We start from the raw sequence: 13435 nt of genomic DNA, 5'->3' as shown, positions 1-13435 counted from the left end.
ATGTCATGACCGCAGTGCACGACGACCTCGCCAACGCCGCCGCCGAACGCCTCGCGTCGCTCGACGAGCAGGAACAGCAATGGGTCGACGAATTCATGGACGAGACCACGCTGTTCCTCGGCCCCGATCGGGAGATCATGCGTTCGCACCACATCGCCTCGCGCAGCGAGCTCGAGGAGGAATGCATCGCCAAGGGCATCGATCCGCTCGAGGTGGATCGCATCCGTAAACGCCTGGCCGGCGCCCTCGACGAGGGCTTCGAGATGTGCGAGGCGATGGGTGCGGCTCCCGGCGCCAAATGGGGTGACCTCACCACCGCTATCTACACCGCCGCCGGCGATGTGACCTACCTGTCCTGCCACGGCGTGATCGCGTTCTCCGCGATCTTGCACCACCCGATCCGGTACATCATGAAGTACTGGAAGGACGAGCCGACCGTAGGCATCCACCCGGGCGACGGCTTCATCCACAACGACGCCCGCTTCGGCAACGTCCACAACACCGACCAGTCGATGATCATGCCGATCATCCGTGACGACCGGATCATCGCGTGGATCGCGGCCACCATCCACGAGGGCGAGAACGGCGCGTGCGAGCCCGGCGGCATGCCCTCCGGCTCGGAGACGCCCTTCGACGACGGCCTGCGGATGAGCCCGTTCAAGATCGTCGAACGGGGCGAGCTGCGCCGCGACCTGCTCACCTTCCTGCAGCACTCGGTGCGCGACCCGAAGCTGCAGCTCGCCGATCTGAAGGTGAAGATCGGTGCGGTGCAACGTATCCAGGAACGAGTTGACGCGATCATCGACGAGGTCGGAGTGGAAACCTCCGTCGCTGCACTGCGCATCACCGTCGAGGACGTCGAGGCCGAGGTGCGCCGCCGGATCCGCGAGCTGCCCGACGGCACCGTCCGGTTCAACCAGTTCATGGACTCGACGCTCAAGGAGAACATCCTCATCAAGCTCGCCTGTGCGATCACCGTCAAGGGCGACAAGATGACGATCGATCTGCGCGGGAGCGGACCCGAGATTCTCAACCGGGCCATCAATTCGCCGCTGTGCTCGGTCAAGTCGATGATGATGCAGGCCATCCTCGCGTTCTGGTGGCCGGATCTGCCGCGCTGCACGTCGGCGATGAGTCCGATCGAGATCATCTCCGATGAGCACACCTGGTCCGACGCCGGCTACGACGCCCCGATGGGCCAATCCCTGCAGGCCTCGTTCCGCGGGTTCTCGGCGTTGCAGAACCCCTGGGCGAAGCTGCAGTTCTCCAACCCGGAGAAGTTCTCCAACGTCATCGCCCCGTGGTTCAACCAGATCAACACCTTCCTGTGGGGCGGGGTCACCCAGCACGGTGATCAGGTCGGGAATCTGTGCGCCGACCTCAACGGCATGGGCGGCGGCGCGAAGGCGTTCCGCGACGGCGAGGACGCCGTATCGCCCCTGTTCTGCGCGATGGCCGACACCGCCGAACAGGAGGTCATGGAGGAGGAGGTGCCCTTCATGCAGCTGGTGAGCAAGCGGATCGTCCGCGACAATCAGGGCTTCGGCAAGTATCGCGGTGGCATGGGCTACGAGATGATCGTGGCGGCGGAAGGCACCCCGCTGTGGGGCTTCATGACCGTCACCTCGGGTGCGAAGTTCTCGTCCATCACCGGGCAGTTCGGTGGCTACGGCTGCAACACCTATCCGCTCGCGATGGTCAAGGGCGTCAACGTCTACGACGAACTGCGGCGCAACCCGGAACGTTTCGACCTGTCCATCGAGAAGGTGATGAACGAGCAGCCGTTCGAAGGCGCCGAGTACACCACCAGCCACATGGGCCTGCAGTTCGACGTCGCCAAGGACGGTGAGCTGTACATGATTTCGCAGGGCACCGGCGGCGGCTACGGAGACCCGCTCGAACGAGCCCCCGAGGACGTGGTCGCGGATCTCGAGATCGACCGCATCTCACCGAAGGTCGCGCACGACATCTACGGCGTCGTGTACGAGCCGGAGACGTTCGTCGTCGACACCGAAGCCACCGACGAACTGCGTGCGTCGATGCGCCGAGCCCGGATCGCCCGCGGCGTTCCCTACGCGCAGTTCGTCGAGCAGTTCGTCACCCCTGAACCTCCAAAGGACCTCCTCTACTACGGGTCCTGGGGTGACACCGAGGAACTGACCGCCACCCACTTCACCGTCCACGGTGCACAGCGGGTCACCACGACGATCGACAAGATGCCGATCATCATGATGCCCGACCGACGCGAATCGAAGATCGCCGAGTTGACCGCGCGGGTGAAGGAACTCGAGGCCAAGCACGGTGAGGTGGTCCACCGCAAGTCCTGACCACCGTCCGCCCCGTCCACCGGGTGCCCGCACGACGTGCGTGCGGGCACCCCTTCACCCCCCGGAGACCACGATGACCACTTCGAAGCCCGAGTTCCTCGCTGCACCGGCCTCGGGGCGCCGCACCCCCTTGATCATCGACCATCTCGACTACAGTCAGCGGGTCCTGTTGCGCGGCAATCCGATTCCCTGGGGCGACCCGACCGCGCTGTCGAACCTGTTCAACCAGGCACACGGGCTGCTGCGCCCGGACGCCACGCTGCTCGACCTCGGTGCCTACTATCGGATCCTCGCCGGGGACCCCCGCCTGCAGGATGCGATGACCGCACGGTCGCGTCCCGGATACGCGCTGCGCACCCTGCTCGGAGACGCGGAGGCCGGCCGGGCTGCGGTGACGCTGGTTGCCACCGTGGCCGGCACGACACGGCTGCCGCTCGTCCTGCAGATCCCGTCCCCGCGTGCGTGGCTGGCACAGACACACCCCGGAACGACGGACGATCTCGACGCCGACCGGGTGGAGAACGCGGCGATGTACGTGGCCGACTGGCTGCGCGGGTTCGCCGACGTGCCCGTCGCGGCGGTCCTGCTCGACGAGCGCGCGGCCGGAGATGTGCCTGCAGTACCCCCCGAGGCCTATGCGCCGATCGGCAACGTCGCCGTGCACTACCGATGGGAGCTGGGGCTGCGTGACCAGCGAAGCGTGTCGTTCGGTGAAGGCGACGGGGATGTGCTCGGCGACGACTTCTGGCTCGGCGACCGCGCCGCCGTGCCCGCGGAGGCCGGGGCGTTCCGGCTCGCCCGGCTCCCCGAGGGTGCGGTGCCGGAAACAGTGCTGGCCCGGCTGGCCGACCTGGACCGCGAGAGCGTTCGCTCGGGGGTGAACTGACACTGGGCCCGGGCATCGCACGGAACCGACCGAACACTCGGTCCGGGCGTCGCACGGAACCGACCGGTACCCTCGAGTGACGCAGATCACTGCGACGTGGTGGAAGGAACACGATGAAGAACGCAGACCGACGGCTGACGGTGGCGGTCGCCCGCGCCGGGTTCCTCGATTCCGGAGAGCCGGACGAGTCCCTGGTGTCGCCGCTCGTGTCCGCCTCGTGGCAGCGGTCGCAGGCAGCCGGGGTGCAGCCTTCCGGTGGGGACGTCGGGTACGTCGGTGACGTGGATCGGGAATCCCGGCTGGTGCAATGCGCAATGTCCGTTTTCGACAGGCTCGCGGCGGACATGGTCGACGTTCCCGTCAGCATCGCACTGACCGACGCGAAGGCACAGGTGCTGATGAGGATCGACGGTGCCCGCGGCATCGGCCGGCTCCTCGACCGGGTCTCGCTCGCGCCCGGCTTCGACTACCGGGAGGCCGAGATCGGCACCAACGGCGTGGGGACCGTGCTCGAATCCGGACAGGCAGTCCAGATCGACGGCGCCGAGCACTTCCACGACCGGTTCCAACCGTTCGCGTGTTCCGGTGCCCCGATCCGCGACCCGTTCAGCGGCCACATCGCCGGTGTCGTCGACCTCAGCTGTCTCTCCGAGCATTCTTCCCCGTTGCTGGCGAGCGTGGCGCGCAGCGCAGCATCCGAGATCGAACTGAACCTGTTTCGCGATCGCAGCGCCCGTCAGCACGCGCTGTTCGACGCGTTCGTCCGCGCCGACGCACGTGGGGGACGGCGCTGCTGGCCACCGGCAGCGCGATGTCGCTGGCGAATCCGCTCGCCCACGCCATCCTGGCGCCGGAAGATCAGCGCCGCGTCGGCGAGCATGTCGACTACATGATCGGCCATCGCGACCGCATCGACGAGCACGTCGAACTGCCCGACGGTGTCAGCGTCCGGGTGCGGGCCGTCCGGATCCGGGCGGGCGAGGACACTGCCGGGTACCTGATCGAAGTGTCCGAATCCGCCGCTGCGGCGGCCGCGATCCCGGCCGCGGTCCGGCCCACCGCTCCGCCCCGCGTGCCCTCGCATGGGGCGGGACTGGCTGCCGCAGGAACCGGGAAGTTGCGGGCCGGCGGTTCGCCCCTGTGGACCCGGACCTGCAACGAGATCGAGGACGCGGTGCGGACGGGGGAGCGGGTGCTGGTCACCGGCGAGCCGGGCACGGGCAAGGCCTCGCTGGCGTCCGAGATCTTCCACTCGGTGGTGCCCGGCGGGCGCAGCATCCTCGTCGACGGCAGTACCGACCTCTCGGGGCTTACCGACGATTCCCCGACTCCCACCCTGTACGTACTGCGCAACATTCGATCCATGCCCGAACCGGTGGTTGCAACCCTGGCGGCGGCGCTGGCGAAACCCTGTCCCGAGCACGTGTTCGTCGTCGCCACCATGCAGGATTCGGATGAACCGGCGCCGGAGTTCCTCGCTCCGTTGCTCGACGCGCTCGAGCGAACCGTGCACGTGCCCGCGCTGCGGCACCGCACCGACGACATCCCCGGAGTGGTGGCGCAGGTGCTTCGGACGATCACCGGCTCGTCGAGCCGCGAGCTCACGCCCGACGCGATGCGCCTCCTCGTGCGCTACCCGTGGCCGCGCAACATCCACGAGCTGGAGGATGCGCTGCGCAGCGCCGTCGCGCTGCGGCCGGCCGGGCGAATCACGCGCGAGGACCTGCCCGAATGGTGCCATCACGGGCCGGGCCGCAAACTGAGCGCCGTCGAGGCGGTCGAGCGCGACGTGGTGGCCAAAGCGTTGCGGGATGCCGGCGGGAACCGGGCGGAAACCGCTCGCGCACTGGGCATTTCACGGTCGTCGCTGTACCGGAAACTAGCCAAGTTCGGGCTCGCCGACGCTGCGGAGCCGGCCGGTTGACCGAGTGCGATCTTCGGACGGGCTCAGCGTCCCGGAACGGGTGCTTCGCTCAACGTCCGTCGGGTGACGAACCGTCGCGGCACCCCTGACAGTGGATCGGTGAATTCCAGTTCCCGCGCCAGTAATTGGAGGGGGAGGGAATAATCGTCGGGTTCCTCGGCCAAGAGGTCGGGATACCAACGGTCGCCCAGGATCCCGACGCCGAGCGCCGCCAGATGCACCCGCAGTTGGTGCATCCGTCCGGTGTGCGGCCGCAGGAGCGTGTGCAGCACCGCACGTCCCGAGGCGCTCACGCCGGTGCCGAGCACCTCGATCACCGTCTCGGAGTTGGGCTCTCGCGAATCGTCGACGACGACCCGCAGCTCGCCGCGGCGCGACTCGATGTGGTTGCGGTAGACGACGGGCACGGCGTGCCTGGCGAGCGCCGGTGCGGCAGGGTCCCATTCGGACGGAAGCGCCGACACCGCCTCGTAGACCTTCACGACCTGCCGCTTCTCGAACAGCGATTGGTAGGCGCCGCGCGTCTCGGGACGAGTCGAGAACATCACCAGACCTGCGGTTGCTCGATCGAGTCGATGGATCGGCGTCAGATCCGGATTGTCGAGGCGGGTCCGCAGTCGGACGAGCGCGGACTCGCGCAGGTACCGCCCGCCCGGGGTGGTCGGCAGGAAGTGCGGCTTGTCGATCACGACGAGGTCGTCGTCGACGTGGAGAATCTCCTCGTCGAACGGCACCGGTTCCTCGGTCGGCAGATCGCGGTAGTACCAGACGAACCGGTGCGCTCCCAGTTCCGTATCGCGGTCGATCGGACTGCCGTCGGCGCCCACGATCTCGTCGGCGTCGAACCGCCGGTACAGGTCGTCGGCGTCGAGGTGATCGAACCTGGCGACGACGTATTCGGCGATCGTCGACCAGGGGCCGGAGTTCGGGACGCGCAGTCGCGTCGGCCCGACGCCGTTCCTGACAGGTAGTGGTGAGGGCATGGGCACGCCCGTCATCATCTCATCGGCCGCCGGTTCGGCCGCGCATCGGGTCGCGCCGAGGCGCCGGTAGACGGTGATCAACGCCGATGGTCGTCGGGATGGGCTTACCGCACGAACTCGCCGCCCAACCCGAGGGCCCTGGCCTAGAATCGAATGCGCAGTCGGGGGACATTGTTGCACCGGTCGGAATGTGAATGGGTCGGTGTCGTGCAGTTCGGTCGTGGTTGTAGACGCAACGAAGCTCGCGCTACTCACGAAAGGCGGGGACTCGACACTTCTCGGGAGTTCGAAATCGCCCAAGAGGCACAAGGGTGTGTCGGAATATGCTGGGGCCGTTCTGATCTGGGTTCGGCCAATTCTTCATTGATGCCGGCTCGGCGGTGGCAGGTTCGGAAGTGTGATCTCGATCCGAGAATGCCTTCTGGACAAGCCTTTCGGTGAGCGCAGCGTATAGCGATCGGTTGTGGAACCGACAGGGAGGAGGCGGCGACCATGGCCGTGCCAGGTCCGTCGTCGGCGCTGAAACGACTCGATGAATTGCTCGCCGGTACTGAGTCGCGCAAGGTCTGGCAGCGCGACAAGCCGAATCCGAAGGGGCTCGAGCCGGCCGAGTCGCCACCGACGCCCGTGCCGGATCCCCCGGCGACTGGCTATCTCAACCCGAATACTTACTTCGAAAACGACCTGGGCAATCCTGATCTGAATCTCAGCCACGCGGAGGCGGCGGAGACGTTCGCGGACGAGGTCGATAAGTACGGGGACTATTGTCGGCGCAGCACGGATATCACCATGCGCGGCGGCACGACCTCGGGCATCGTCTACCCGCTCGCGGTGTGTGAGATCGCCCGCGCGTTCCGGCTGCGCAACATCGGTGGGACGTCGGCGGGTGCGATCGCCGCGGCCGCAGCTGCCGCCGCGGAGCTCGGGCGCATCCGGGAGATCGAACAGGTGGAAGTGCCAACGAAGGCGTCCACGCCGGAGTCCGTGCAGCGCGGTTTCGCAGGAGTCGCAGAAGTCGTGCGCTGGCTGACGCAACTCGATGGGACCCGGCCCGACACGGAAGGGGAGTCGGACGACGAATTTCGGCTCGCAGGACTCTTCCGTCCGAACGAGCCGGCGCCTGGTAGTTCGGAGTCTCGCAAGGCGCAGTCGGCGAAGCGTCGGGAGCGGCGGCTGTTCGGGTTGCTCGAGCCGATCATGCGGCGACGCAATCGCTACCAGGCGGTCTGGCGGGCCGCGCTGGCGCTCGGATTGCGATGGTGCACCCTCGGCATGCTGATCAGCGCCGGGACCTTCGCGCTCCTGGTCGTGGCGATGCGCCGGGCCGTCGACGAACCGGCCGGTGACGCGTGGGGCCGGTGGGGCTCGGCGTTGGGACTGTCGGTGACCGGGATCCTCACGATCGTGTTGGTGGTCGTGAGCGCGGTCGGTGTATTCCGTCTCCAACGAGCGCGCGGCATGAAACGGGATCTGGATCGTGAGATCGAGAACTGGATCGCCGGCAAGGACGCGAAGGCAACCGCGCTCTACCAGGAGCTGCTGAAGAGCCACACCAGTGCCGAGGAGCCGCGTGCGACGAAGGGCGTGCTCGTAGCGACCGTGATCGGGCTGGTGGCCTGCGTCGCGGCCGCAGCGGCGTTCGTGTGGATCGCGACGGACCGCTCGGCCATGGATCTCGGTGGAGTCGTCTTGGCCGCATTGCTCGTACTGGCCTTCACCGGGTTGTGGGCGCTCGTGTCCGCGGCGTTCCTGGGCGTCATCGCAATGGACATGAACGCGAAGTTCCGGTCGCGGGATCAGTACGGGCTGTTCTCGGGGGATCGCCTGGTGGCATGGATCGACGCTCGGCTCCGGGATCTCGCCGGGCAGGAAAGGCCGTTGACGTTCGGTGACCTGTGGGGCGTCGACGAAAACGATGAGAACAGACGGGGGGAGAAGCTGGCACACCGTGCCCGCGCGCGCCGCGTCAATCTGCAGTTGGTCACCACCGATCTGGCGCAGCAGCGGCCGTTCCTGTTTCCGTTCGTCGACAACGCGAGCATGAAGGAGTCGCTGGGCAGCCAGTTCTATGTCGACCGTAAGGATCTCGCGGCGATCTTCCCGCCGGAGGTCGTCGATCTGCTGGCACCCGAGTCGGTCGACGGTGAGTCGAATGCACAGATGTACAAGTGCTGGGGCGAGAAGGGGAAGTGGGAACGGCGCGAACTCTGTGCGCTTCCCGAGCCGTGGGACCTTCCCGTCGTATTCGCGGTCCGGGCTAGCATGGCGCTACCGTTCCTCTTCAAGGCCGTCCGCGTCTACCGGTTGCGAAAGCCGACCACGGTGCGCGACGATATGGGTCGGCCGCTCGAGTTCGAGCCGAAGAAGGCGCTCGAGTCCCCGATGATGAATGCCGATAACGAAATCGCAGAGGAACTGTGGCTGTCGGACGGCGGTATCACTTCGAACTTCCCGGTGCACCTGTTCGACCAGTCTCTGCCGGAATGGCCGACGTTCGGTCTGAACCTGGGGCGGCATCCGCGGGGATTCGAGCATCAGGACGTGTGGTTTCCCGAGGACTGGCAGTCCAGCGTGCCGCCGTACAGCGTAGTTCGCGGGACCGCGGCCGGATTCGTCGCGGCGATCGTGTCCACCGCCCGGACCTGGCGGGATGTCATGCAGACGAACATGCCCAGCACCCGCGGCCGGGTCGCGTGGGTGCGGCAGCGTGCCGAGGAAGGCGGAACCAACCTGTTCATGAGGCGTGAGACGGTCGCGTCGATGGCGTTGCGCGGTGCGCTCGCCGGGGCCAGACTGCGGCACCGCTTCGCAGCCGACGAAAAGCGTTGGAAGCGCCACAAGTGGCTGCGTCTGCGCGCAGCGGTGAGCACCCTCGACGAGGTTTGTGAGACGACCGCGATCGCGCTTCCCGCGTATCGCGACCTGTTCCACGAGGCAGGTGCCACCGAGGCCGCGGGGAAGACGTGGCTGGAGGAAGAAGGCCTGACGGACGAGGTTCAGCTCTTCATTCCGAGTAACGGCCAGTTCTGGGACCCTGCGAAGACGCTGCTGCAGAACGTGGGGAAGGGGCCGGATGTGCCCGACGCCGACCTCCGCAGTGGTGCCCCGACCCCGGCCCCGGAGTTCCGCCAGTCGCCACGCATGTGACGACTCGCCCCGCCGCTACCCCTGCCGCGCCACGTCCGCGCACAGGATGCTCGGCCAGCGGGCGAGGTCGGCCGGCGTGCGGGCCACCTCCAGAGTCGAGTCCGGGAGAAGATCCAGCAACGCCTCCGCCGTGGACACCGGGTGCCCGGGATCGTCGATCCAGGCGAGAATCGTTGCGGGAACGTCGATCTTGGCGACCTCGTCGGGGTCGGGCAGGTCGCTCAGCGCGGCTCCCCGGAACAGCGACGGAAGCAGGTGCTCGGCGACGTCCGGCACGGTCTCCGGGGTTCCCGCGGTTGCAGGCGGACGCGACTGCGACAGGTCCGCTCGGAGGAACGCGTCGAGTCCCTGCTCCTCGATGACCCGGGCATTCTGCCGGTAACTCTCTGCCTTGGCCGCGCGCGTTTCCCATGCGGTCGCCGGCACCATCAGGGTGAGGCCACTGAACCGCCCCGGATCCCGGACCGCCGCGTGCAGCAGTGTTCCGGTGCCCATCGACGGGCCGACGCCGTGGACCTGCTCGCCGGGGAACCAGTGGTCGAGCAGTCGCAGCAGGTCGTCGGCGAGGACCTCCCAGCGGTAGTCCTCCGGCACCGCGCGGCCGGTCGAACGGCCGTGCCCGCGCGCGTCGTACCTGAGGAGTCGGGTCCCGCTCAGTCCACGCCCGAGATCGAGATCCATCAGGCGGTCGCGATGGCGGCTGGAGGTGAGGCCGTGGAGTTGCACAACCGGGTGGCCACCCTCGTCGCTCAGCTCCACGTCCAGTTCGGCTCCCGGAACACTGAAGGTCGGCACGGCGGCTCCTTGGTCGGTCGTCGCTGAGGAAGGCGCCTAGGATACCGCCATGCGGCTCACGAACGTCGCGCACCTGCGCCTTCCCTTCGGTCGGCTGCTCGGCTACGACGTGACAGCCGGACAGCCGGGCCGGCCCCTGCCCGTCTCCTTCGACCAGGGACGCCACGTCGGTGCGGGCGACCGTGCCGGATCCTGGATGGCCTTGTCCTTCAGGCTCTCCGAGCCGGTGTCACCCGACGATCTCGCGACCGCGTGGCTGGCGGTGATCGCGCGGCACGGCACGTTGCGGTCGGTCTTCGTGCCCGGAGACGACGGTGAGCCGAAGTTGTACGAGGTCGAAATCACACCCGGCCGGTGGGTCGAGCACTCGATCGCGCCCGGCCAGGCGGTCAACGATGCCCTGCGGGACGTGCTCGACCGCGCGTGCTCGCCGTACACCCGTCCGTCGCACCGGCTGTGCATGCTCGAGACAGCGGACGGACCGACGGTGGTGATCGCCGCCGACCACTCGCACGTCGACATGTGGTCGATGCTGGTGCTCGCCCGCGACCTGCTCGCCGCACTCGCAGCGGTCCACGAGGGCCGTGAACCGGCATTGCCGACGGCACCGGCGTTCGCCGAGCACACCAGCGCGCTTCGCGACCGCCCGACCGCACCCGACGACGTACGCCGCCGCTGGGCCGAGGTCCTCGCGGCCAGTGGCGACGTGATGCCGCGGTTCCCGCTGCCGCTGGGCGAGGAGACGCTGCATCGCGAACGCGTGGAGGTGCGCGACGTGCTCGACGTCGACGACAGCGCTGCCTTCGGGGCGCAGGCCAAAGACGACGGCGTCTCGACCCTCGCCCTGGTGGTGGCGGCGATGACCGACGTGACCCTCGAGCTGGCCGGCTCTCCGTTGCGGGCGGTGTTCCCGGTGCACAGCCGGTACGACGCCACGTGGCACGACTCCGTCGGCTGGTTCATCACCAATTCGGTGCTGGAATCGGCCGTCCCCGAGCCCCGCGCCGCCGCGGAGGCGGTCAAGGAAGCGGTGGGGATGGGGTCTTGGCCCCTCGAGGACGTGCTGCGTCCGTGGGGTGGGATGCCCGAGGCGCCGGGGATGTTCGCGATCTCGTGGCTGGATCTGCGCCGGTTACCGGTCCGGGTCGACGCGACCGGGCTGGAGGCGCAGTACGTCGGCGCGACGATCCGCACCGACGGCGTGATGCTGTGGTTCATCCTCGACGAGTCCGGCTTGCACCTGCGCTGCCGCTACCCCGACACCTCCGAGGCCCGGCTGAATGTCGGCAATTGGCTGGACACGCTCATCGCCCGCTTGCGGTCACGAGCGCGGGAATCGGTCGGGGGACGGCTGAGTGTCGGCGACCGGACGTACCGGGTGACGCGCGCCGCCCGCGTGGACGTGCCGGCGCTGGTCGCGCTCCTGTCCGGCGACACCGGCCGTGAAGGCGCCGAGATCGCGCGGTACGAGGAGGCGTACGACGCGGTGACCCGGGACTCCGCGCACTACCTGGCCGCGGTGCGCGACGAGGACGATCGGATCGTCGGCACCATGCAGCTCTCCATCGTTCCGGGGCTTTCCCGCGGCGGTGTCACGCGGATGCAGATCGAAGGGGTCAGAGTGGCGCCGTCCGAACGTTCCCGGGGTGTCGGCACCGCGATGCTCGAGTGGGCGCACGGGCACGGCCGACAGCGTGGGGCGTCGCTCGCTCAGGTCACCGCGGACCGGGTCTGCGAGCGGGTCCGTACGTTCTTCGCGCGGCTCGGCTACGACGACACTCGCGTCGGGCTCGAGCGGGCGCTCTGACGCTGTCGGATCGGGTCGACCTTGTTGCGAGGAGCGTCACATCGGCCCGATCGTGCGGCATCGGTATGATCGAACGGCCTGAAAGATTCTGGCTGGTGTGGTTATTCCAGCCCTCGGTACTCCTGAGATGAAGTCGCGCCTCCCGGCGTGAACCCAAGGCGCCCGAACCCTCAACGTAGGGACGGTGGCGCCGGTGAGTATCGATGTCGTCGTCGTCCCGGACAGGAATGGACGATGGACAAGAAGAGCATCCTTCTCTCGCAGGTCATCATGACCTTCATCATGGCGGCGACGATGTCGGGCATCATGGGGCTCGTCAACGTCGGGCCCTCGATGCAGTGGCTGCGCGGGTGGCCGCTGCAGTTCATCGTCGCGTGGCCGATCGCCTTCTGCCTCACGATGGTCGCCTGGCCGGCGTCGATGGCCCTCACTGCGAAGATCGTCGGTGCCCGCGGCGAGGCGAGTGCTTCTCGGTCTTCGTGACGTGGGCCGGACCCGCACCGGCTCCCGCTCGCGGTCGCCGATCAGTCAAGTGCCCGTTTGCACCGAGTAAGAATCAGACTATCTTCGAGCGATAGTAGTGTTCTCTGACGGGACGGCCTCGCAACACGAGGCTCGGGTGCAGGCGGGTCGGCGGCTCGCCGGAGAGGTGCGCGCTGGTGACGTTGCGGTTCATCTTCCACTACCCGGAGATCAACGGCCCCGACGGCGACGTGCTGGACCCGGGTCCCGTCCGCGACGTGGCGGTTGCTGCCGAACGTGCCGGATTCGACGCCTTCTCGTTCAGTGAGCATCCCGCGCCCGGCGCGCGCTGGCTCTCCGCCGGAGGGCACCAGACGCTCGATCCGTTCGTCGCGCTCGGCTATGTCGCCGGCGCGACCGAGCGGCTGCGCCTGCTGACCTATCTCGCGGTGGCGCCCTACCGCAACCCGTTCCTGCTGGCCAAGGCTGCCGCAACCCTGGACAAGATCTCCGGTGGACGGTTCACGCTCGGTATCGGGACCGGCTATCAGAAGAGCGAATTCCACGCTCTCGGTGTCGACTTCGACGAACGCAACGCGCTGTTCGACGAAGCGCTCGACGTGCTGCCGCTGCACTGGAGCGGCGAGCCGTTCAGCTATGAGGGTCGCCACTTCAGCGCGCACAACATCATTGCAAGGCCCCGCCCGGTGCAGACGCCGATCCCGATCTGGATCGGTGGGAACTCCAAGCTCACGCGGCGTCGCGTCGCGCAACGCGCCCAGGGTTGGATGCCGATGTCGGGCGGTACGCAACTCAGCACCACCGCCCGCACCCGCGAACTGGGTCCCATCGGTGAACTCGCCGGACAGATCACCGAACTGCGCGAGGCGGCGATCGCGGCGGGACGTTCCGACCACATCGACGTCGTCTATTCCTACAGCAGCGAGATCGGTTCGCCCGGTGTCGATCCCGACCGTCATCGAGAGGTGTTCGCCGACCTGGAGAAGGCCGGTGTCGACTGGGTGACGGTCTCGTGCCCCATCGAGGGGTTGTCGGCCACCGTCGACTTCCTCGAGTCGTTCGGCGCCACCTACCTCTCGTGAC

At 67.8% G+C, this 13435-nt stretch carries 10 protein-coding genes; 8 read left to right on the top strand and 2 right to left on the bottom strand.

Going from position 1 to position 13435, the window contains the following annotated elements:
• The first annotated feature begins 5 nt into the window (after nt 1-5).
• The 4 genes from ACWDTS_RS01050 (at nt 6) to ACWDTS_RS01035 (ending at nt 5137) form a co-directional block, all read left to right on the top strand.
• Entirely contained in the window at nt 6-2327 is a 2322-nt protein-coding gene (locus ACWDTS_RS01050) for a hydantoinase B/oxoprolinase family protein (RefSeq protein ID WP_450117372.1), read from the top strand.
• Between the two features lie 73 nt (nt 2328-2400).
• A complete protein-coding gene (locus ACWDTS_RS01045) occupies nt 2401-3213 on the top strand; it encodes a hypothetical protein (RefSeq protein ID WP_450117371.1) in 813 nt (270 codons plus the stop codon).
• A gap of 113 nt (nt 3214-3326) precedes the next feature.
• Nucleotides 3327-4106, top strand: coding sequence for a GAF domain-containing protein (locus tag ACWDTS_RS01040; protein ID WP_450117370.1), 780 nt, complete (start codon nt 3327-3329; stop codon nt 4104-4106).
• On the top strand, nt 4025-5137 hold the full coding sequence (locus ACWDTS_RS01035) for a helix-turn-helix domain-containing protein (RefSeq protein ID WP_450117369.1): 1113 nt from the start codon (nt 4025-4027) through the stop codon (nt 5135-5137). Before ACWDTS_RS01040 ends, ACWDTS_RS01035 begins: the two co-directional genes overlap by 82 nt.
• A 23-nt stretch (nt 5138-5160) precedes the next feature.
• Here the strand turns inward: ACWDTS_RS01035 and ACWDTS_RS01030 are convergent, their stop codons facing one another.
• On the bottom strand, nt 5161-6138 hold the full coding sequence (locus ACWDTS_RS01030; RefSeq protein ID WP_197258018.1) for a pseudouridine synthase: 978 nt from the start codon (nt 6136-6138) through the stop codon (nt 5161-5163).
• Between the two features lie 474 nt (nt 6139-6612).
• On the opposite strand from ACWDTS_RS01030, the gene ACWDTS_RS01025 reads away from it, so the two are divergent.
• Nucleotides 6613-9267, top strand: a complete 2655-nt coding sequence (locus ACWDTS_RS01025; RefSeq protein ID WP_450117368.1) for a hypothetical protein — start codon at nt 6613-6615, stop codon at nt 9265-9267.
• A gap of 15 nt (nt 9268-9282) precedes the next feature.
• Here ACWDTS_RS01025 and ACWDTS_RS01020 read toward each other — a convergent pair whose 3' ends face one another.
• On the bottom strand, nt 9283-10062 hold the full coding sequence (locus ACWDTS_RS01020) for an alpha/beta fold hydrolase (protein ID WP_248673867.1): 780 nt from the start codon (nt 10060-10062) through the stop codon (nt 9283-9285).
• Nucleotides 10063-10111: 49 nt separating this feature from the next.
• On the opposite strand from ACWDTS_RS01020, the gene ACWDTS_RS01015 reads away from it, so the two are divergent.
• The 3 genes from ACWDTS_RS01015 to ACWDTS_RS01005 all read left to right on the top strand — a co-directional run bounded on the left by ACWDTS_RS01015 (nt 10112) and on the right by ACWDTS_RS01005 (nt 13434).
• A complete protein-coding gene (locus tag ACWDTS_RS01015) occupies nt 10112-11869 on the top strand; it encodes a GNAT family N-acetyltransferase (protein WP_450117367.1) in 1758 nt (585 codons plus the stop codon).
• 234 nt (nt 11870-12103) lie between these two features.
• A complete protein-coding gene (locus ACWDTS_RS01010) occupies nt 12104-12352 on the top strand; it encodes a DUF2798 domain-containing protein (protein ID WP_450117366.1) in 249 nt (82 codons plus the stop codon).
• Between the two features lie 176 nt (nt 12353-12528).
• Nucleotides 12529-13434 carry an LLM class F420-dependent oxidoreductase gene (locus ACWDTS_RS01005; RefSeq protein ID WP_450117365.1) on the top strand — a complete coding sequence of 302 codons (906 nt, stop codon included), beginning with the start codon at nt 12529-12531 and terminating at the stop codon, nt 13432-13434.
• Nucleotide 13435: the final 1 nt, after the last annotated feature.

It is taken from the genome of Rhodococcus sp. NPDC003383 (assembly GCF_053589115.1).
Note: the sequence above shows the minus strand (reverse complement) of the source record. Positions and strands in the feature narration are given on the sequence as shown.

Coding starts and splice junctions, on each gene's coding strand:
- ACWDTS_RS01050 (WP_450117372.1), top strand. CDS start 6: ATGACCGCAGTGCACGACGACCTCGCCAACGCCGCCGCCGAACGCCTC.
- ACWDTS_RS01045 (WP_450117371.1), top strand. CDS start 2,401: ATGACCACTTCGAAGCCCGAGTTCCTCGCTGCACCGGCCTCGGGGCGC.
- ACWDTS_RS01040 (WP_450117370.1), top strand. CDS start 3,327: ATGAAGAACGCAGACCGACGGCTGACGGTGGCGGTCGCCCGCGCCGGG.
- ACWDTS_RS01035 (WP_450117369.1), top strand. CDS start 4,025: ATGTCGCTGGCGAATCCGCTCGCCCACGCCATCCTGGCGCCGGAAGAT.
- ACWDTS_RS01030 (WP_197258018.1), bottom strand. CDS start 6,138: ATGATGACGGGCGTGCCCATGCCCTCACCACTACCTGTCAGGAACGGC.
- ACWDTS_RS01025 (WP_450117368.1), top strand. CDS start 6,613: ATGGCCGTGCCAGGTCCGTCGTCGGCGCTGAAACGACTCGATGAATTG.
- ACWDTS_RS01015 (WP_450117367.1), top strand. CDS start 10,112: ATGCGGCTCACGAACGTCGCGCACCTGCGCCTTCCCTTCGGTCGGCTG.
- ACWDTS_RS01010 (WP_450117366.1), top strand. CDS start 12,104: ATGGACAAGAAGAGCATCCTTCTCTCGCAGGTCATCATGACCTTCATC.